The organism is Paraburkholderia sp. JPY419, assembly GCF_050435705.1.
GTDB lineage: Bacteria > Pseudomonadota > Gammaproteobacteria > Burkholderiales > Burkholderiaceae > Paraburkholderia > Paraburkholderia youngii.
This window is the reverse complement of sequence record NZ_JBNDKV010000002.1, coordinates 1,661,177-1,679,143: the sequence shown is the minus strand read 5'-3', so window position 1 is coordinate 1,679,143 and position 17,967 is coordinate 1,661,177. Positions and strand designations below refer to the sequence as shown.

15 protein-coding genes and 1 pseudogene are annotated in these 17,967 nt (G+C 63.0%); 3 read left to right on the top strand and 13 right to left on the bottom strand.

From position 1 onward, the window contains the following. Window positions 1-67: 67 nt before the first annotated feature. Window positions 68-1,885, bottom strand: coding sequence for a bifunctional isocitrate dehydrogenase kinase/phosphatase (gene aceK / locus QFZ91_RS13855; RefSeq protein ID WP_429567553.1), 1,818 nt, complete (start codon window positions 1,883-1,885; stop codon window positions 68-70). Between the two features lie 39 nt (window positions 1,886-1,924). Continuing rightward, window positions 1,925-2,329 (bottom strand): MerR family transcriptional regulator, encoded by a 405-nt coding sequence (locus QFZ91_RS13850; RefSeq protein WP_018436808.1) that lies wholly within the window; start codon window positions 2,327-2,329, stop codon window positions 1,925-1,927. A 158-nt stretch (window positions 2,330-2,487) separates the two neighbouring features. Between QFZ91_RS13850 and QFZ91_RS13845 the strand changes: the two genes are divergently transcribed. Further along, window positions 2,488-3,561 (top strand): MBL fold metallo-hydrolase, encoded by a 1,074-nt coding sequence (locus tag QFZ91_RS13845; RefSeq protein ID WP_429567552.1) that lies wholly within the window; start codon window positions 2,488-2,490, stop codon window positions 3,559-3,561. A 100-nt stretch (window positions 3,562-3,661) separates the two neighbouring features. On the opposite strand, the gene QFZ91_RS13840 is transcribed toward QFZ91_RS13845, so the two are convergent. After that, window positions 3,662-4,105, bottom strand: a complete 444-nt coding sequence (locus tag QFZ91_RS13840) for a lysozyme inhibitor LprI family protein (protein WP_429567551.1) — start codon at window positions 4,103-4,105, stop codon at window positions 3,662-3,664. After that, a complete protein-coding gene (locus QFZ91_RS13835; RefSeq protein ID WP_429567550.1) occupies window positions 4,093-4,833 on the bottom strand; it encodes a LysM peptidoglycan-binding domain-containing protein in 741 nt (246 codons plus the stop codon). The genes QFZ91_RS13840 and QFZ91_RS13835 overlap by 13 nt, the downstream gene beginning before the upstream one ends. A 169-nt stretch (window positions 4,834-5,002) precedes the next feature. On the opposite strand from QFZ91_RS13835, the gene QFZ91_RS13830 reads away from it, so the two are divergent. Beyond that, entirely contained in the window at window positions 5,003-5,596 is a 594-nt protein-coding gene (locus QFZ91_RS13830) for a hypothetical protein (RefSeq protein WP_429567549.1), read from the top strand. Window positions 5,597-5,691: 95 nt separating this feature from the next. Here the strand turns inward: QFZ91_RS13830 and QFZ91_RS13825 are convergent, their stop codons facing one another. From QFZ91_RS13825 to argS, 6 genes are all read right to left on the bottom strand, one after another. Continuing rightward, window positions 5,692-7,278, bottom strand: a complete 1,587-nt coding sequence (locus QFZ91_RS13825; RefSeq protein ID WP_429567548.1) for an ABC transporter substrate-binding protein — start codon at window positions 7,276-7,278, stop codon at window positions 5,692-5,694. Between the two features lie 280 nt (window positions 7,279-7,558). Then, entirely contained in the window at window positions 7,559-8,377 is an 819-nt protein-coding gene (locus QFZ91_RS13820; RefSeq protein ID WP_429567547.1) for a helical backbone metal receptor, read from the bottom strand. A 3-nt stretch (window positions 8,378-8,380) separates the two neighbouring features. Next, window positions 8,381-9,154 carry an SDR family oxidoreductase gene (locus tag QFZ91_RS13815; protein ID WP_429567546.1) on the bottom strand — a complete coding sequence of 258 codons (774 nt, stop codon included), beginning with the start codon at window positions 9,152-9,154 and terminating at the stop codon, window positions 8,381-8,383. A 15-nt stretch (window positions 9,155-9,169) separates the two neighbouring features. Next, the gene (locus tag QFZ91_RS13810) at window positions 9,170-9,808 is read right to left on the bottom strand and encodes a thiol:disulfide interchange protein DsbA/DsbL (protein WP_176383768.1); all 639 of its coding nucleotides are present in this window, start codon (window positions 9,806-9,808) and stop codon (window positions 9,170-9,172) included. Window positions 9,809-9,984: 176 nt separating this feature from the next. After that, on the bottom strand, window positions 9,985-10,806 hold the full coding sequence (locus QFZ91_RS13805; protein WP_255215168.1) for an SPOR domain-containing protein: 822 nt from the start codon (window positions 10,804-10,806) through the stop codon (window positions 9,985-9,987). 79 nt (window positions 10,807-10,885) lie between these two features. Continuing rightward, complete coding sequence (argS, locus tag QFZ91_RS13800) at window positions 10,886-12,676, bottom strand: arginine--tRNA ligase (protein ID WP_429567545.1); 1,791 nt, start codon at window positions 12,674-12,676, stop codon at window positions 10,886-10,888. Between the two features lie 460 nt (window positions 12,677-13,136). On the opposite strand from argS, the gene QFZ91_RS13795 reads away from it, so the two are divergent. Beyond that, on the top strand, window positions 13,137-13,463 hold the full coding sequence (locus QFZ91_RS13795; RefSeq protein WP_013088219.1) for a DUF1840 domain-containing protein: 327 nt from the start codon (window positions 13,137-13,139) through the stop codon (window positions 13,461-13,463). Between the two features lie 132 nt (window positions 13,464-13,595). On the opposite strand, the gene QFZ91_RS13790 is transcribed toward QFZ91_RS13795, so the two are convergent. From QFZ91_RS13790 to QFZ91_RS13780, 3 genes and pseudogenes are all read right to left on the bottom strand, one after another. Next, window positions 13,596-13,793: an acid-shock protein gene (locus QFZ91_RS13790; protein WP_176122261.1), complete on the bottom strand. Its 198-nt coding sequence runs from the start codon at window positions 13,791-13,793 to the stop codon at window positions 13,596-13,598. A gap of 188 nt (window positions 13,794-13,981) precedes the next feature. Then, a pseudogene (gene metH / locus QFZ91_RS13785) lies at window positions 13,982-16,708 on the bottom strand (methionine synthase); the annotation flags it as partial. A gap of 71 nt (window positions 16,709-16,779) precedes the next feature. Next, window positions 16,780-17,850, bottom strand: a complete 1,071-nt coding sequence (locus tag QFZ91_RS13780) for a homocysteine S-methyltransferase family protein (RefSeq protein WP_176122259.1) — start codon at window positions 17,848-17,850, stop codon at window positions 16,780-16,782. Between the last annotated feature and the right edge of the window lie 117 nt (window positions 17,851-17,967).

Below are 17,967 nucleotides of genomic sequence, written 5' to 3'. Positions count from 1 at the left end.
AGCTCCTTGGTCATAGCTTGGATGGCTACCGCCGCGCGCGGCCTGCTGCGAACCCTCGTGAGATTCATCAAGCCACGCGCACATTCGGCTCGTTCGCCTCTGCATCGGTTGTTTCGGCGAACCGCTCCGGATAACGCACGCAGAAGCGCACGCTCTGGTCGTATGGGAAAAAATCGGGCAACTCGCCCTTCAAGAGAAAATCCTTGTATCGCTGCCACAGTTCGGGCTCGAAGAGATCCGCGTGATGCCGCATGAACGAGCGGCGCACACGCGGATCGCCGAGCAGGAAGGTGCCGTACGTCTCCGGGAAAATATCGTGCGGACCGACCGGGTACCACGGCTCGTCCGACATTTCGTCTTCCTCGTTGCGCGGCGCCGGCACCGCGCGCACGTTGCAGTCGGTCAGGTACTCGATCTCGTCGTAGTCGTAGAACACGACACGGCCGTGGCGCGTCACGCCGAAGTTCTTGTACAGCATGTCGCCGGGGAAGATGTTCGCCTGGATCAGCTCCTTCACCGCGTTGCCGTATTCCTTGATGCCGTGCTCGATGTCGTCGTCGTTGCCGTTCTGCAGGAACAGATTGAGCGGGATCATGCGTCGCTCGATGTACATGTGGCGAATCACGAGGTTCTCGCCGTCGTATTCGATCAGCGACGGCACTTCCTTCTCGAGTTCGCGCAACAGCGTTTCGTCGAGCCGCGCTAGCGGCAGCGCGACGCTCGAATATTCGAGCGTGTCGGCCATGCGGCCGAGCCGGTCGTGACGTTTGACGAGCAGATACTTCTGCTGGATCTGCGCTCGCGTGGTTTCCTTCGGCGGCGGAAAGTTGTCCTTGATCAGCTTGAACACGTAGGGGAACGACGGCAACGTGAACACCAGCATCACGAGTCCCTTGATGCCGGGCGCGACGATGAAGCGGTCGCTCGAATGCTTGAGGTGATGCAGCAGATCGCGATAGAACAGATTCTTGCCCTGCTTCTGCAGGCCCACCGACGTATAGATCTCCGCCTTCGGCTTGGCCGGCATCACCGTGCGCAGAAACTCGACATAGGCGGACGGCACTTCCATGTCGACCAGAAAATACGAGTGCGAGAAGCTGAAGATGATCAGCAACTGCTCGCGCTTGAGCAGCACGGTGTCCAGTGCGAGCACGCCCGGTTTCACGTGACGCAGCGGCACCGCGAACGGCAGCAGCGCGTCGCCGTTGATGATGCGCCCGACGATGTACGCAGCCTTGTTGCGATAAAACAGCGACGACAGCACGTGAATCTGGAAATTCGGCGCTTCGTCGAACACGCCGAACGCTTCGCGAATCGACTGCACCACACAGGCGACGTCGCGCGTCAGATCCTCGAACGGCGGATCGAGCTGGAAGTTCGTGACGACCCGCTCCAGCGTCGGGGCGAGTCCGTCCGTACCGGGGTAATACGCGCGATAGGTCGGCTTCGCGGCCGGTTCGTCGTTCTCGATGTATTCGGTCGAAATCGCCGGGCGCACGAAAATGAAATCGTTGTTGAAGTACGAGCGGTGCAGGATCTTGCAGGAAACCGAATTAAAAAAGGTTTCCGCGCACTCGGGCTGACGGTGCGTGGTCAGAAGACCAATGTAGTGCAGCTTGATCTGCTGCCACACTTCGCTGTCGATGTTCTCCGCGTCGTACTCGTCTTCGAGCAGATGCACGCATTCCTGCACACGATCGTCGTACGACGCGATGCGGTCGCGCGCGAGCTTTTGCAGGCCGTGCCAGTCGCCGGCTTCGAACAGCGTCTTCGCATGGATCGCCGCGTCGCGAAAGATCCGGTAGTGACGGTCGAACCCTTCGAGCATCGTCTGCGCGACGTCGAAACCGATTTGCGACGATAACAGTTTGGGGAAGTGATTCATCACGCGCGCTCCGCAAACGCCGGTCAGAGTCAGGCAGCTTCAGGCAGGTTTCGCGTCGTGCCTCGTGCCATCGAGCAACGCGCGCGCCTGCGCTTCGTACTGCGCCAGATCTTCGAGCGTCGCGTCGAGATCTTCGCGCTGACGTTCGAGCACTTCGCGATGACGCGCGACCGTCGCGAGAAACGCGTGCAATTGCGGCACGGTGTCGGTCGGCGACTCGTAGACGTCGAGCAGGTCGCGAATCTCCGACAGCGTGAAGCCAAGGCGCTTGCCGCGCAGCGTGAGCTTCAGACGCGTGCGGTCGCGGCCGGAATAGACGCGCCGCAAGCCGCTCGAACCCTCGCGGCTCGGTGAGAGTAAACCCTGGTCTTCATAGAAACGAATTGCGCGTGGCGTGACGTCGAATTCGCGCGCGAGTTCGGTGATCGTGTATTGCGTATTCATCGGGACATCTCGTGGCCGCTTGGCCGGCACAAAACCGGATTGAACGATAGAATCGACGTTTACGTTATCGTCAACCTGAGCGGAACGCAACCACAACCAGGCCGACCGGCATCGCATACCTGGCCATGCCGGAGAGTCGTCGGAGGAAGACAGTCCCCATGAATGCACTCGAACACCAACTCCAATACCCGTTCAACGACACGATGCCCGACTCGGGCCGCACGATGGAAGTCGCGCCAGGCGTGCATTGGCTGCGCATGCCGTTACCGTTCGCGCTCGACCATATCAACCTGTGGCTGCTGCGCGATGAGATCGACGGTCAGCAAGGCTGGACCGTGGTCGACTGCGGCATCACGTCGGACACGATCAAGGCGAATTGGGAGAGCGTGTTCGATTCGGCGCTGGACGGGCTGCCGGTGCTGCGCGTGATCGTCACGCATTGCCATCCGGACCACATCGGCCTCGCGCACTGGGTGTGCAGCGGCGGCGAGAAAAAGCGTTGGGACGCGCGGCTGTGGATGACGCTCGGCGAATACATGCAGGCGCGCGTGATGGCGACGGGCGACGGTTCGAACGCGGGCGGCGAGGCAGCGGCGCGGCACTTCGCGCGGCATGGTTTGAACGACACCGAATCGGTCGACAAACTGCGCAATCGCACGAGCTATTACTCGAGCCTCGTACCGGCGATTCCGGGGCAATACCGGCGTTTGCGCGAAGCCGAGGACGTGAGGATCGGCGGCAGGACGTGGCGCGTGGTGACGGGTTTCGGCCACTCGCCGGAACACTGCGCGCTGCACTGTGCGGAAACCGGCACGCTGATTTCAGGCGACATGGTGCTGCCGCGCATTTCAACCAACGTGTCGGTGTTCGATATCGAGCCTGAGGGCTCGCCGCTCGAACTGTATCTGGAGTCGCTTGGCCGCTACGAGACGATGCCAGAAGATACGCTCGTGCTGCCGTCGCATGGCAAGCCGTTTCGCGGCGTGCGCACGCGCATTCAGCAACTGCGTGAGCATCACGACGCGCGGCTCGCCGAAGTGCGCGAAGCGTGCGCGGAAAGGCCGCGTAGCGCCGCCGATATCGTGCCGCTGATGTTCAAGCGCCAACTCGATATCCATCAGATCACGTTCGCGATGGGTGAGTCGCTCGCGCATTTGCATCTGCTGTGGCGGGCGGGGGAATTGAAGCGGACGCAGGATGCGGATGGGGTGATCCGGTTTGCGGCGGTGTGATCTCGGACCTTCGCCGCGGGCGGAGAAGCGCGGACGAATATGTCCGCGCTGGGCGAAGGCACTGAGCGGCGCAACGATGCTGGGTGTCCTCTCATGCGAATTACTTCAAGGGCATGTCAGATGCAGCGTTGCGTAGTTGCTCGGCCCGCCGGTTGTTGAGTTCGGAAACGCAAGCTAAACGGCTGATTTCATGCGCATTGCCGGCCGCACCACCAGTCAGCGAAGCTGCGAAGTCGCATTGAGACTCACGGTACCGAGCGAATTTTCTGTTTGATGCGGCGAGTCTTGCCCTGGCCTGGTTGACGTACTTCTCGTCTTCATCCCATCTGGCAAGGGTGCCAGCCATCTTCTCCTCGGCTCGTCTGAGGGTCTTCTTACTCGCCTCTGCTTTTTCTGCCAGACAGTCCCGCATCCCCGCTTGCGAGAACGCGCTGCATTCCTCGCGCAAGGCCCGCTCGCTTGCGACTGGGACCGCTGAGGCTGCAAGGACCATTGTTGGCAGGCAGACGGCCAGGGCAAAACAGATCAGCTTCATTGTGCACATAGGGCCGCCTTTCCTTTCCGCACCGATGACAACGCGTAATCGAGTTTTCTGGCGTAGTTTGGATCCCGACCTCCGTTATAGCGCAGTGCTATGAATGTCGTGACAATGGGGTGCCAGCCTGCAATTACTTTTTGAATTGAAGCTTTCCGGTACGTCAATACTTGTCCAGGGCGAAGAACAGCGGCCGTCGGGTTCAGCTTTCTCAACGTCTCGATCGTGGTACCTTGACCCTTCGCCATCTTGTCCAGACTATCGCCTGGCTTGACGGCGATTTCATAAACTTTCGGGTCAGCACCGGGTACGTTTCGGTACTCGAACTTTGCCATGCGCATAAGCAGATAGCCAATCCCGGCGCGGATGTTATGCGCCGCTATCGTTCTGACTGAGGACATTGTCAGCCGTCCTTTCCAGCCTGGTAGCAGAATCAGATCGCCGCCTTCTTTGCCTGATAGCAGCGATGCTAATCCGGGATCTCCAGAAACGCCGATTTGCATCGGCTTGGCGTTCCACTGAGGATCGTGTGCACCTGTTTCGACCCACAATATCGCCTTGATAATCTGCCAATCCAAGGCTACGTACCCCGAGGTGCCGCGAAGATGGAGGTTGTACTCGTTGACTACCATCTGGATTTCGCAATCCCAGGAATTCCATTTTGCATCGCTTACAGCCTTGCTAACACCATCCTGCCACCGTTCGAAACCTGTCCTCGTTGGAGCTTGCATAGCCATAACCATTTCCTCTGCAAAAGTGTGGGCGGGTACTTTGCGAGCAATTATTGGCTTCTTGCATGAGGAAATTGCATTAGGAGTCGGTATAACGGTCAAAGGCCCGAGATCACGTCGGCAAAAGGTTGCGGAGTGTCAGATGCACCCAGCGCGGACTACTATGGAAGATGGTATGACAAGACTTACCCGTTCACGTGATTGGACCAAGGCGCTTGCAGTACTTTGTCTGGCAGGGTGGTTTGGCGGATGCAGCCTCGCGGCCGGACACTACGGACAAGATTCACAGATGACTCAACCGGACACGACACTGTGGCAGACCATCGACTCCTTGGTGCAGCAAATCCCGTTCACTAAGGCAAAGGTCGAAAGCGTGCTGGCGACTCACCTTGTCGACAGAGATACCACCAAAGATCCAATTCAAAATGCCGAATTCAACTTTTACGTCGGCGGTCCGGGGAAGATGGCAGATGGTGTCGTGGTCGGCAATGTGGGTTTGCGCGTTCGCCACACTGGAGGGCGTCCTGGCTTTCTTGCACTTGGGCGGCTGAGCGGCGAATGCGTCACGCTCGCGATGGTCCGTGCGCATTACAGCAACCTCAAAGTTACCGACTCTCCGCGCGGGCATTCACTGAACGAAACCACGGCGTATTCAGCCTTTCTCCCGCGGGGAACCTTGTCCTTAGCTTTCGCTGAACGTAATCGTGATTGTCTCGAAGGCGTATCGTTCGATCCGATAATCGCCGCAGCAGACAGCGCGGTGAAGTAACGGGCGAACTGTATCGGCCGGAAACGCTGGACACAAAAAAAGCCGACCAGTGAAGGTCGGCTTTATCCTTTCCTGGTTTCAACCGCAGCGCAAAATCACTGCACCACCACCGCCCCAAAATTCTGCCGTCCAAACGGACTCACGTGATACCCGCTCACGTTCGTACGCGTGATCGCAGCAGCGGTCGGATAGCCGAGCGGAATCCACAGCGCTTCGTCATGGATGATCTGCTGCGCGGCTTCATACGCTTTCGTGCGCTTGGCGATATCGGACGTTGCTCTGCCGTCGGCGATCAGCTTGTCGAGATCCTGATCGCAGAAGCGCGCGAAGTTGATGCCCGACTTTACCGCGTTGCAACTGAAGAGCGGCGTCAGATAGTTGTCCGGATCGCCGTTGTCGCCCGCCCATCCCATGAACAGCGAGTCATGCTGGCCTTGCTTCGCCTGCTTGATCAGCTCGCCCCATTCGATCACCTTGACGTCCGCCTTCACGCCGATCTTCGCGAAGTCGGCCTGCAGCAGTTCGGCACCGGCCTTCGGATTCGGATTCAACACGCTGCCGTTCGGACGCACCCAGATGGTCGTTTGGAAGCCGTTCGGAAAACCCGCGTCGGTGAGCAATTGCTTCGCCTTCGCCGGGTCGTACGGCCAGCCCTTGATCGAGTGGTTGTAGCTCCACGTGTTCGGCGGAAACGGGTTCACGGCCGGCGTCGCGGTGTTGTCGAACACGGTCTTCAGATACGTCGTGCGGTCGAACGCCATGTTCAGCGCGGCGCGCACCTTCTGGTTGTCGAGCGGCTTCTGCTGCGTATTCAGCGCGACGAAGGCCGTCATGAACGCGGGCGTCTGCACGATCGCGAGCGACTTGTCCTTCTTCGCGTCGGCGAGATCCTGCGGCTTCGGCGACAACGCGATCTGGCATTCGCCAGCCTTCACCTTCTGCGCTCGCACGGTTGCGTCCGGCGTGATCGCGTAGATCAGACGCTCGATCTTCGGCTTCGGTCCCCAGTAGGTCGGGTTCGCGTCATAACGGATCACCGCGTCTTTCGTATAGCTCTTCAGCACGAACGGGCCGGTGCCGATCGGCTTCGCGTTCAGGTCGACCTGCTTGCCGGCCTTCAGCAACTGGTCCGCGTACTCGGCCGAATAGATCGACGCAAAGCCCATCGTCAGGATCGACACGAACGTCGCGTTCGGCTCGTTCAACTCGAACTTCACCGTGTTGTCGTCGACCTTGGTAATCGACTTGATCAGCTTCGGCAGCCCCATCGACTGCGCGTGCGGGAAGCCGCTCGCGCCCGCCACCTTGTGCCACGGATTGCTGTCGTTGAGCATGCGGTCGAAGGTGAAGATCACGTCGTCGGCATTCAGCGCGCGGGTGGGCTTGAAGTAGTCGGTGGTCTGGAACTGCACGTTCGGACGCAGGTGGAACGTGTAGGTCAGGCCGTCAGGGCTCACTTCCCATTTGTCGGCGAGCGCGGGCACGACCTTCTTCGCGGCTTCGTCGAACGACACCAGCGAGTTGAAGATCACGTCGGCCGATGCATTCGTCGTGACCAGCGAATTGAACTGCACGACGTCGAAGCCGTCGGGGCTTGACTCGGTACAGACGGTCAACGGTTTGGCGAGCGCGAGCGCGGGCGCCGTGAGCAGAATGGCGGCTGCGAGCAGATTGAAGCGCATAGGATCTCCGGTAACGAGCGCAGTCAGGCAGTGCGTCTGGTTGTGTTTATGGCGGCGATGCGTGAGCGGGCAGGAGAGCGCTCCCGGCGCGCGCGTCGCCACGATTGTGATACGTTCCCGGCGCCGCCGTAAGGTCGGGCGATCCCGGCCTGAGGCCGAGGGGCCTGCCTTCGAGGCATGGCCGGCGGCGCGCCTTCGCGAAAGCTTATCGAAGGGCCATTATGGCGACAACAATTTAATCGACATATCCATATGGGGGCGGCGTGGCTGTGTTGCCGCCTCAGGCCGCCGCGGCCTCGCGCAGCAGATAGCCGATGCCATCGATTGCGCGCACGCCGTACCACGACGTCATTTCGCCATCGATCAGTTCGATGCGCTTGCCGGTGAAACGCGGATCGCGCGCGAGCGCATCGCGATGCGCGGCCGTGAAGCGGTACGGCTCGCTCGACAGCAGCACGCGGTCGACTTGCGCGAGCCATGGCGCGGCGTCGAAGTCGAGCGTGGGGTAGCGCGTGGCGCCCGCGCTGCCGCCGTGCACGTCGGGCAACGTGTGCCAGTTCACGAGACGCAGCATTGCGGCGATGTAGGTGTCGCGCGCGACGCCCATCCACGGTTCGCGCCAGATCAGGTACAGCACGTTCTGCGCGGCGAAGGTATGAGCGGCGGCTTCGCGCAGACGCGCGACGAGCGCGCTGCTCAAGTGCCGCGCTTCTTCTTCACGTCCGAAAATTGCGCCGAGCAGCGCGTACAGCGCGAGGTTGTCGCGCGGCGTCTGCGGATGGGTGACGACGATGTGCGGCACGAACGCGCGCAGTTGCTCGACGGTGTCGCGTTCGTTTTCGTCGATATTGACGATCAGGTGGGTGGGGCGCAGCGCGCGGATCGCGTCGAGTTTGACGGCTTTCGTGCCGCCGACCTTCGGCACCGTGCGGACCTTGTCGCGCGGATGCACGCAAAAGCCGGTGCGCCCGACGATCTGCCGCTCGAGCCCGAGCGCGAACAGGGTTTCGGTGAGGCTCGGCACCAGCGACACGATGCGCGCATCGGCGCCCGCGGATTCGTGCGCGACGCCGGCTGCATCGACCGCACGGGGTTGCATGACTTACTCGGTGGCGGCGCGCGGCTTGCGCGGCGCGCGTTCGAACACGCGGTCGTAGAGCCAGCGCGGCAGCACGTGCAGCAACATCGCGGCCACGCGCATCTGCCACGGAAACACCGCGAACGACGTCTGCCGTTCGACCGCCCGTGCGACCTTCGCCGCGAAACGGTCGGCGTCCATCAGGAACGGCATGTTGTACGGATTGTGCTCGGTCATCGGCGTGCGGATATAGCCGGGCGCGATCGTGACGACACCGACGCCGAACGGCCGCATCTCGACGCGCAACGCTTCGAGATACTTTTGCGCCGCCGATTTCGACGCGCTGTACGCACCCGAGCCCGGCAAGCCGCGCACACCGGCGACGCTCGCAATGCCGACCAGAGTGCCGTGTTTCGTGTCGGCCATCGCAGCAGCGAACGGCTCGAACGTCGCGACCATGCCGAAGTAATTGATGTCCATCACCTCGCGGAAGGTGCGCAGATCGCCGTGACCGGTGAGCGCGCCGTGGCTGATGCCGGCGTTGGCGATCACGACGTCGGGCAGGCCGTGCTCGGCGATGAAGCGCGCGGCCGCATCGGCGAGCGCTTCCGCGTCGCGCACGTCGAGCGCATAGATCGAGACGGTGTTGTGGGGATGGGACTGCTGGAACGCGGCGAGCGCGTCGCCGCGGCGGGCGATGAGGCCGAGAATCGCGCCGCGCCGTGCATATTCGCCGGCGAGCGCGAGGCCGATGCCGCTCGAAGCGCCGGTAATGAAAACCTTCAGCGGAGAGGTCATACCGGCGCCTCGTGATTACATCTTTTTGGCGCGGACTTGCGAGACGAGGTAGTCGAGCACCTGGATCGTGCCCGGCAGGGTGCCGGTCGCGGCTGGGCCGGTCAAATACTTGCCCTGCACGGCGAGCGTCGGCACGCCGTCGATCTTGAACCCGTCGAGCAGTTTCTTGTCCTTCTGCAGCGCGCTTTGCGTCGAGAACGAGTTGTACGCTTCCATGTACTTCTTCGGATCGACGCCGAACTTCGCGAGGAATTTGGTCTGGTCTTCCGGCGTCAGCAGATAGTTCTTGTTGACGTGGATTTCGTTGAAGACCTTCGGCGTCAGTTCGTTCGCGAGGCCGAGCGCGTCGAGCGCGTGGAACATCTTCGAGTGCGGGATGAAGTCGTCGCGGAAGGCGACCGGCACGCGGCGGAACACGACGTCCGGGGCCTGCTTTTTGACCCATGCTTCGAGGAACGGGTTGAATTCATTGCAGTGCGGGCAGCCGTACCAGAAGAATTCGATGACTTCGATCTTGCCTGCCGGCACGTCGGTAGGTTGCGGCGAGGCCAGCACGGTGTAGTCCTTGCCGGCGACCGGCGCGGTCGGCGACGCATGCGCGCTCGCCGCGATCAGGCCCAGCGAGAGGAACAGGATGCTCAGCAGTTTTTTCATGTCGTGTAGACCCGGATAAGGCGGTGGCGCGGCGACGCCATGCGAAAGGCCCGTCACCGCTGGTGGGATTCGGTGTGGTGGCCCGCCACAATACAGGTCGAAGCGGCCATCGTGCTTGTGACTCGCGCGCCGCGCCGATAGTTCGACGCGCCGCGCGGGCCGGCATTACCGTTTATTTATTGTTTGGTGAAGCGGATTACCGCGGTATCGACACCTGCGTCCGACAGACGCTGACGGCTCGAATTCATGTCCTCGAACTTCGAGAACGGCCCGATGCGCACGCGGTAGTACGTGACGCCGCCGGCATCGCGCTGCGTGACCTTCGATTCGAAGCCCTGGAACGCGAGGCGCGCGCGCTGCTGCTCGGCATCGGCGGCGGTCTTGTACGCGCCGACCTGCAGGAAGTAGCCGGTATTCGCGTCGCCGGGTGCAGGTGCGGGTGCGGGCGCGGGCGCGGCAGCCGAGCCAGGCTTGACGTTGGCCAGGGTGGTCGCGCTCGAGCTCTTCGGCGCGGAGCCTGCCGCGGTGGCGGCCGGCGCGCTCGAGGTCTGCGGCTTCTTCGCCGGCGCAGGCGCGACGATGCCGCCGGTGCCGTTTTCCTGCGCGGGGCTCGGCGCGACCGCCGTGCCGTTGTTATTCGCGTTGCCGCCCGACGGCGGCACTTCGACGATCTGCGGTTCTTCCAGCATGCCCGACTGGGTCTGCGCGTTGGTCTGGCCCGGCGCGGTGTTCGGCGGCGCGGGTTGCGCGGCCTGCGGCACCGGCTGGCCCGGCGTCTTGCCTTGCAGCGGACGGTTCGGATCGTATTGCGCCTGGCTCGCGCCGTTGTCGGTCGGCGCCGGCGGCGCGACCTTCGACACGAACGGCGTAGGCGCACGGGTGATATACAGCGCCACCACCACCGCGATCGCCAGGCCGACGATCAGGCCCAGCACGATGCCGAGAAAAGTGCCCCCGGTTTGCTTCGATTGCTTTGTTGTGCGGCGTGGTTTTGCCATCGTACGAATCACCTGCAAAAAGAATCCAGGAACGGCCGCCGATTATAACGACGGCCGCGCGCATATTACGCTGGAGGAGTTACATCTTGACGGGAGCGGAGACGCCGATCGTCGCGAGACCGTTGGCCAGCACCTGGCGCGTGGCCGCGAGCAGCGCCACGCGAGCGTTGCGTTCGGCCGCATCGTCGACCAGCACGCGCTCGGCACGATCATTGTAGAACGAGTGAAATTCGCCGGCGAGTTCTCGCAAGTAGAACGCGACCGCGTGCGGCGCGAGTTCGTCGGCGGCGTGCTGCAGCATGTCCGGGAATTCGGCGAGTTTGTTGAGCAGCGCCATCGAGCGCGCGCTCGCGAGCGGCGCGAGATCGATGCTCGGCAGTGCGCTTTCGTCGAGGCCGTAGCGCGCGTTGCATTCGGCGATCACCGAGCAGATGCGCGCGTGCGCATACTGCACGTAGTGCACCGGATTCTCGTCGTTCTGCTTCAGCGCGAGGTCGATGTCGAACACGAACTCGGTGTCCGCCTTGCGCGAGATCAGGAAGAAGCGCACCGCGTCGCGGCCGCGGCGGATGGTTTCCTCGTCGATCAGATCGACGGCCGCTTCCGAGCCCGGCATCGCGCCGCCCGACCATTCGATCAGGTCGCGCACCGTCACGTAGCTGCCCGCGCGCTTCGAGATCTTCACCTCTTCGCCGTTGCGCATGACCGTGACCATCTTGTGCAGGATGTAGTCGGGGTAGCCCTTCGGAATGCCGATGCCGAGACCCTGCAGACCGGCGCGCACGCGCGCGATCGTGCCGTGGTGATCCGAGCCCTGCACGTTGATGACCTTCGTGAAGCCGCGCTCCCACTTCGCGACGTGATAGGCGACGTCCGGCACGAAGTACGTGTAGGTGCCGTCGGTCTTGCGCATCACGCGGTCCTTGTCGTCGCCGTCGTCGGTCGTGCGCAGCCACAGCGCGCCTTCCTGCTCGTAAGTCTTGCCCGCGGCAATCAGCGCGTCGACGGTTTTCTCCACGCGGCCTTCCGTGTACAGCGACGATTCCAGGTAGTACTGGTCGAACTTCACGCCGAACGCCTGCAAATCCATGTCCTGCTCACGACGCAGATACGTAACGGCGAAGCGGCGGATAGCCTCGAGGTCCTCGACGTCGCGCGCGCCGGTGACCGGCTCGCCGTCGCTCGCCTCGACCGTGATGCCGTTCAGATAGTCCTTGGCGATGTCGGCGATGTACTCGCCGTTGTAGGCCGACGCGGGCCAGCCTTCGTCGCCGGGGGCGAGGCCGCGTGCGCGTGCCTGGGTCGACAGCGCGAGCGTGTGGATCTGCACGCCGGCGTCGTTGTAGTAGAACTCGCGATGCACGTCCCAGCCTTGCGACTGGAGCACGTGCGCAAGCGCGTCGCCGAGCGCGGCCTGGCGGCCGTGGCCGACGTGCAGCGGGCCGGTGGGGTTGGCCGACACGAACTCGATCAGCACATGCTTGCCGGCGTCGCGACGCGAGTGGCCGTACGCGTCCTTCTCGGCGAACACGGCGGCGATCACGCCTTGCTTGGCGGCGGCCGTGAGGCGCAGGTTGATGAAGCCGGGGCCCGCCACTTCGGCAGTATCGATCAGGCCTTTGGCCTGCGGATTGACGAGCAGCGCGTCGACGATCTGTTGCGCGAGCTGGCGCGGATTGGCGCGCAGCGGCTTGGCAAGCTGCATCGCGACGTTGCACGCGACGTCGCCGTGCGCGGCGACTTTCGGGCGCTCCAGCGCGATGGCGGGCGGGACGAAAGCGGCTTCGGTCGCGCCTTGCGTGGCGGTTGCGACCTGCTTCACCGTGTCGGCGAGCAGTGTTTCGAGTGTGTGTTTATGTGCGGGCAGCATGCTTGTTGCAAGTCCAGTGAGGCAATCCGGTAAGGCGGAAGTGGCGCCGGCCGCGGCCGGGGTCGCAAGCGTGGAGCGCGGCCGCGCTTTGCGGCCGTGATGGCTGCGCCGCCGGCAGAGCGTCCCGAGGCGATGCGACGACCCGCAACGCAAGCCGCGCAACGCGGTGGACTCCGCACGGCGGCTTGCCGTTACGCAGGCTCGCGCGGTATGCGGATTGCGGCCGATGATTCGACGCCCCCGGTTGCCCGCGTGCGCGATGCTCGTCGAGCCGCGCCGTACGTGGCGCTGGGCGGCGCGCTTTTCCGTTCAGACGGATTTTAGCAGGTGCTAATATGTTCAATGAGCTGCCCGCGAGGGGTGTGGCCGCCGCGCCTTGCCGGCGCCGCGTCAGGCGCGCGCAGCTGCAGCCCTTGAGACGCTCGTGCGCTCACCCGACATAACGAAAAAGGGAACAGTCATGCTGATTACTTTCAAGTGCCACGCCTGCCCGGACGTGATGATGCTGGAGAATCTGGCGCAGTATCTGGTCGGCATTGTCGGCAAACGCCTTGGGCAGCGGGGCGTCATCACTCACGACGAACTGGGCCCGGCCATCGAAAAGCTCGAAGCGGCGATCACGTCCGATAAGCAGGAGCGCGCCGAGCACGAGGGCCATTTCCACGAGGGCGAGGACGGCCGCGATCGTCACGAGATTCCGCCCGGTCTCGCGCAGCGCGCGTATCCGTTCCTCGATATGCTGCGCGCGGCGCAGAAGGAAAACGCGGATATCGTCTGGGGGATTTGATTTCTGCTGGGTTCCGAGCGTCGCGGCCCGGACTCAGAAGGTCTTCGTAAGCGCTCTTTTGGCGCACGCAAAGAAAAGAGCCCGCTCGACGCGGGCTCTTTGCCATTAAGAAGGTTTTATCGGCCGTGCCGCTCATTGGCTCTCGGAGGCCGCCGACGCTGCCGCGCCTTTCTTCATCTTTTGCTTCTTCGCCTTTTTGACATGCGCCTCGGTGGGGGGCGAGTAGGAGCTGACCGAGCTCGATCCGCCCGGCGCGGCGGGCTGCGCGAGCGCCATGGAGGCACCCGCGGCCAGTGAAACAGCGGTCAATAACAGTGTCAGCTTCTTCATACGATTTTCTCCGTTGACGGTTGCAATCTCGGTGAGCCGGCGCGTTGTGCTCGCGCCTGACGGGATGAAAGCCGACTCAGTCTACAAAGCCGAAATTGCCGTGGCGCCAAATATTCAGTCTTTCGGACTCGATATAGTGGCGCATGCGCGGCCCGGGCCACACGGCCGGGCCACGCATCGCTTCACGCTCAAAGCAACGGCGCCAACGCGCGCTCGGCGTCCGCTTTCGAGAGCGACATCCGCTGAGCGTAGTCGTCGAGCTGATCCGTGCCGATCTTGCCGACCGAGAAATAGGTGCTGTCCGGATGCGCGAGGTAGAAGCCCGAGACGCTCGCCGCCGGCAGCATCGCCAGCGATTCGGTCACGCTCATGCCAATTTCATTCGCTTGCAGCACGTCGAACATGTCTCGCTTGACGAGATGGTCGGGGCAGGCCGGGTAGCCCGGCGCCGGGCGGATGCCGCGGTATTTTTCGGCGATCAGTTCGTCGTTGGAGAGGTTTTCGCTGCTCGCGTAGCCCCACAGGTCGCGCCGCACACGCGCGTGCATCGCTTCGGCGAACGCTTCGGCGAGCCGGTCCGCGAGCGCCTTCAGCATGATCGCGCTGTAGTCATCGAGATCCTTCTCGAACTGCTTCTCCTTCACGTCGACGCCAAGACCCGCCGTCACCGCGAACATGCCGATGTAGTCGGCGACGCCCGAGTCCTTCGGCGCGATGAAGTCGGCGAGCGACCGGTTCGGTCGCATCACCCCGTCGACCACCGGCCGCACACTCTGTTGTCGCAGATTGCGCCAGGTGAGCGCGACTTCGGTGCGCGATTCGTCCGTGTAGATTTCGATGTCGTCGTCGTTCACCGTGTTGGCCGGCAACAGCGTGATCACGCCGTTGGCCTGCAGCCAGCGGCCCTGAATCAGACGCGCGAGCATCGACTTGCCGTCGGAGAACACGCGTCGCGCCGATTCGCCGACGATCTCGTCGTTGAGGATCGCCGGATACGGGCCGGCGAGATCCCACGTCTGGAAGAACGGACCCCAGTCGATATAGTTCGCGAGCTCGTTCAGATCGAAGTTCTTGAACACGCGCCGGCCGATGAACTTCGGCTTGACCGGCTGATAGCCCGCCCAGTCGATCTTCGTCTTGTTGGCGCGCGCTTCGGCGAGCGTGACCATCGGCTGCGCTTTTCTGTTCGCGTGCTGATCGCGGATGCGGTTGTAATCGGCGTTCAGTTCGTCAATGTACTTCGCGGCGCCCTCGTCGGACAGCAGGCTCGAGGCGACCGACACCGAGCGCGATGCGTCCGGCACGTAGACCACCGGACCTTCGTATTGCGGGGCGATCTTCACCGCCGTGTGCACGCGCGAGGTGGTCGCGCCGCCGATCAGCAGCGGGATCTTCTTCACGCGGAAGTAGTCGTCGCGCTGCATTTCCGACGCGACGTAGGCCATCTCTTCGAGACTCGGCGTGATCAGGCCCGACAGCCCGACGATGTCCGCGCCCTCGACCTTCGCCTTCGCGAGGATCTCATTGCACGGGACCATCACGCCCATGTTGACCACTTCGAAGTTGTTGCACTGGAGCACGACCGACACGATGTTCTTACCGATGTCGTGCACGTCGCCCTTGACGGTCGCGATGATGATCTTGCCCTTCGCGCGCACATCGCCGCCGGCCGCCGCGAGCTGGCGCTTTTCTTCCTCGATGAAGGGGATCAGATGCGCGACCGCCTGCTTCATCACGCGCGCCGACTTCACGACCTGCGGCAGGAACATCTTGCCCTGACCGAACAGGTCGCCGACGATGTTCATGCCGTCCATCAGCGGGCCTTCGATCACATTGATCGGACGGCCGCCCTCGGCGGCGATCTTCGCGCGCACTTCCTCGGTGTCTTCGACGATGAAGGTCGTGATGCCGCTCACGAGCGCGTGCGCGAGACGCTTTTCGACCGGCTGGTTGCGCCACTCGAGGTTCTCTTCCTTCTTCGCGGCGCCGCTCTTGAACTTGTCGGCAATTTCGAGCAGACGGTCCGTACCGTCTTCACGGCGATTCAGCACGACGTCTTCGACGCGCTCGCGCAGTTCGGGATCGAGTTCGGCATAGACCCCGAGCTGACCGGCGTTGACGATGCCCATGTCCATCCCCGCCTGGATCGCGTGATAGAGGAACACGGTGTGAATTGCTTCGCGCACCGGGTCGTTGCCGCGAAACGAGAACGACACGTTCGACACGCCGCCGCTCACCTTCGCGTACGGCAGGTTTTGCTTGATCCAACGCGTCGCCTCGATGAAGTCGACCGCGTAGTTGTTGTGCTCCTCGATGCCGGTCGCGATCGCAAAGATGTTCGGATCGAAGATGATGTCTTCGGGCGGGAAGCCGACTTCGTTGACGAGTATCTCGTACGAGCGCCGGCAGATTTCCTTCTTGCGCGCGAAGGTATCGGCCTGGCCCTGTTCGTCGAAGGCCATCACAACGCTGGCCGCGCCGTAGCGGCGAATCAGCTTCGCGTGGTGAACGAATTGCTCCTTGCCTTCCTTCAGCGAGATCGAGTTGACGATCGCCTTGCCCTGCACGCATTTGAGGCCCGCCTCGATCACGTCCCACTTCGACGAGTCGATCATGATCGGCACGCGCGCGATGTCCGGCTCCGACGCGATCAGATTCATGAAGCGCACCATCGCCGCTTTCGAATCGAGCATCGCCTCGTCCATGTTGATGTCGATGACCTGCGCGCCGTTCTCGACCTGCTGGCGCGCGACGGCCAACGCCTCGTCGAACTGATTGTTCAGGATCATTCGCGCGAACGCTTTCGAGCCGGTCACGTTGGTGCGTTCGCCAACGTTGATGAAGAGCGTCCCGGACGTGACGTTGAACGGCTCGAGGCCGCTAAGGCGCATGGTGTGATCGGTCATGGCGTATGTGCGAGTCGGGTGCGTGCGTTAAGGGGCGTTCTGGGCGTGCCGGGCGTCGGGGTGAAGTGCGCGAGGCCGGCTCAGGCCGCGTCGCGATACTGGCTCGGCCACTTGCGCGGCTTCAGCTCGGCGAGCGCCTTCGCGATCGCCGCGATGTGCTCGGGCGTCGTGCCGCAGCAGCCGCCCGCGATGTTCACGAGTCCCGCTTCGGCGAATTCCTTCAGCAGGCCCGAGGTATCCGCGGGCAACTCGTCGAAGCCGGTGTCGCTCATCGGATTCGGCAGACCGGCGTTCGGATAGCACGACACGTAGGTGTCGCACAGCTTGGCGAGCTCGGCGATATAAGGGCGCATCAGCGCCGCGCCGAGCGCGCAGTTCAGGCCGAACGTGAGCGGCTTCGCGTGACGCAGCGAGTTCCAGAAGGCCTCGACGGTCTGGCCGGACAGAATGCGGCCCGAGGCATCGGTGACGGTGCCCGAGATCATGATCGGCAGACGCTCGCCGGTGTTTTCGAACAGTTCGTCGAGCGCGAACAGCGCGGCTTTCGCGTTCAGCGTGTCGAAGATCGTTTCGACGAGGAACAGGTCCGCGCCGCCGTCGAGCAGCGCTTTCGCCTGCTCGTAGTACGCGGTGCGCAGTTCGTCGAAGGTCACATTGCGCGCGCCGGGATCGTTGACGTCCGGCGAAATGCTGGCGGTTTTCGGCGTCGGGCCGATTGCGCCGGCGACGAAGCGCGGCTTGTCCGGCGTCGCGTATTTGTCGCACGCGGCGCGCGCGAGCTTCGCCGATTCGAGGTTCATCTCGACGGCGAGCGACTCCATGCCGTAGTCGGCCTGTGCGACCGTGGTCGCACCGAACGTGTTGGTCTCGATGATGTCCGCGCCCGCCGCCAGATACTGCTCGTGAATCTCGGAGATGATCTGCGGCTGGGTGATCGACAGCAGTTCGTTGTTGCCCTTGATGTCGCGCGCGTAGTCCTTGAAGCGCTCGCCGCGATAGCTGGCTTCGTCGAGCTTGTAGCGCTGGATCATCGTGCCCATCGCGCCGTCCAGGATCAGAATGCGCGAGTTCAGCAGCGCGGGCAGCGCTGCGCCGCGAGTATAGGCGGGCTCGGAACGGACTGGCGTGATGGATTGAGCAGGCTGGGTCATGGCGGACGAGGGCTTGCGCCGGCGTTGGCGGAAAGCCTGTCATTGTAGCCGCTGACGCGCGGATGCGCCCGGCGAGCGGGAGGTGGGCTTGAGGCGCGGCCGGCAAAATCGACCGAT

Bases quoted from the DNA above. Each gene is read 5' to 3' on its own strand.
- QFZ91_RS13850 (WP_018436808.1), bottom strand. From the start codon at position 2,329: ATGAATACGCAATACACGATCACCGAACTCGCGCGCGAATTCGACGTC.
- QFZ91_RS13780 (WP_176122259.1), bottom strand. From the start codon at position 17,850: ATGACCCAGCCTGCTCAATCCATCACGCCAGTCCGTTCCGAGCCCGCC.
- QFZ91_RS13815 (WP_429567546.1), bottom strand. From the start codon at position 9,154: ATGACCTCTCCGCTGAAGGTTTTCATTACCGGCGCTTCGAGCGGCATC.
- QFZ91_RS13825 (WP_429567548.1), bottom strand. From the start codon at position 7,278: ATGCGCTTCAATCTGCTCGCAGCCGCCATTCTGCTCACGGCGCCCGCG.
- QFZ91_RS13820 (WP_429567547.1), bottom strand. From the start codon at position 8,377: ATGCAACCCCGTGCGGTCGATGCAGCCGGCGTCGCGCACGAATCCGCG.
- aceK (WP_429567553.1), bottom strand. From the start codon at position 1,885: ATGAATCACTTCCCCAAACTGTTATCGTCGCAAATCGGTTTCGACGTC.
- QFZ91_RS13790 (WP_176122261.1), bottom strand. From the start codon at position 13,793: ATGAAGAAGCTGACACTGTTATTGACCGCTGTTTCACTGGCCGCGGGT.
- argS (WP_429567545.1), bottom strand. From the start codon at position 12,676: ATGCTGCCCGCACATAAACACACACTCGAAACACTGCTCGCCGACACG.
- QFZ91_RS13810 (WP_176383768.1), bottom strand. From the start codon at position 9,808: ATGAAAAAACTGCTGAGCATCCTGTTCCTCTCGCTGGGCCTGATCGCG.
- QFZ91_RS13805 (WP_255215168.1), bottom strand. From the start codon at position 10,806: ATGGCAAAACCACGCCGCACAACAAAGCAATCGAAGCAAACCGGGGGC.
- QFZ91_RS13830 (WP_429567549.1), top strand. From the start codon at position 5,003: ATGACAAGACTTACCCGTTCACGTGATTGGACCAAGGCGCTTGCAGTA.
- QFZ91_RS13795 (WP_013088219.1), top strand. From the start codon at position 13,137: ATGCTGATTACTTTCAAGTGCCACGCCTGCCCGGACGTGATGATGCTG.
- QFZ91_RS13845 (WP_429567552.1), top strand. From the start codon at position 2,488: ATGAATGCACTCGAACACCAACTCCAATACCCGTTCAACGACACGATG.
- QFZ91_RS13840 (WP_429567551.1), bottom strand. From the start codon at position 4,105: ATGTGCACAATGAAGCTGATCTGTTTTGCCCTGGCCGTCTGCCTGCCA.
- QFZ91_RS13835 (WP_429567550.1), bottom strand. From the start codon at position 4,833: ATGGCTATGCAAGCTCCAACGAGGACAGGTTTCGAACGGTGGCAGGAT.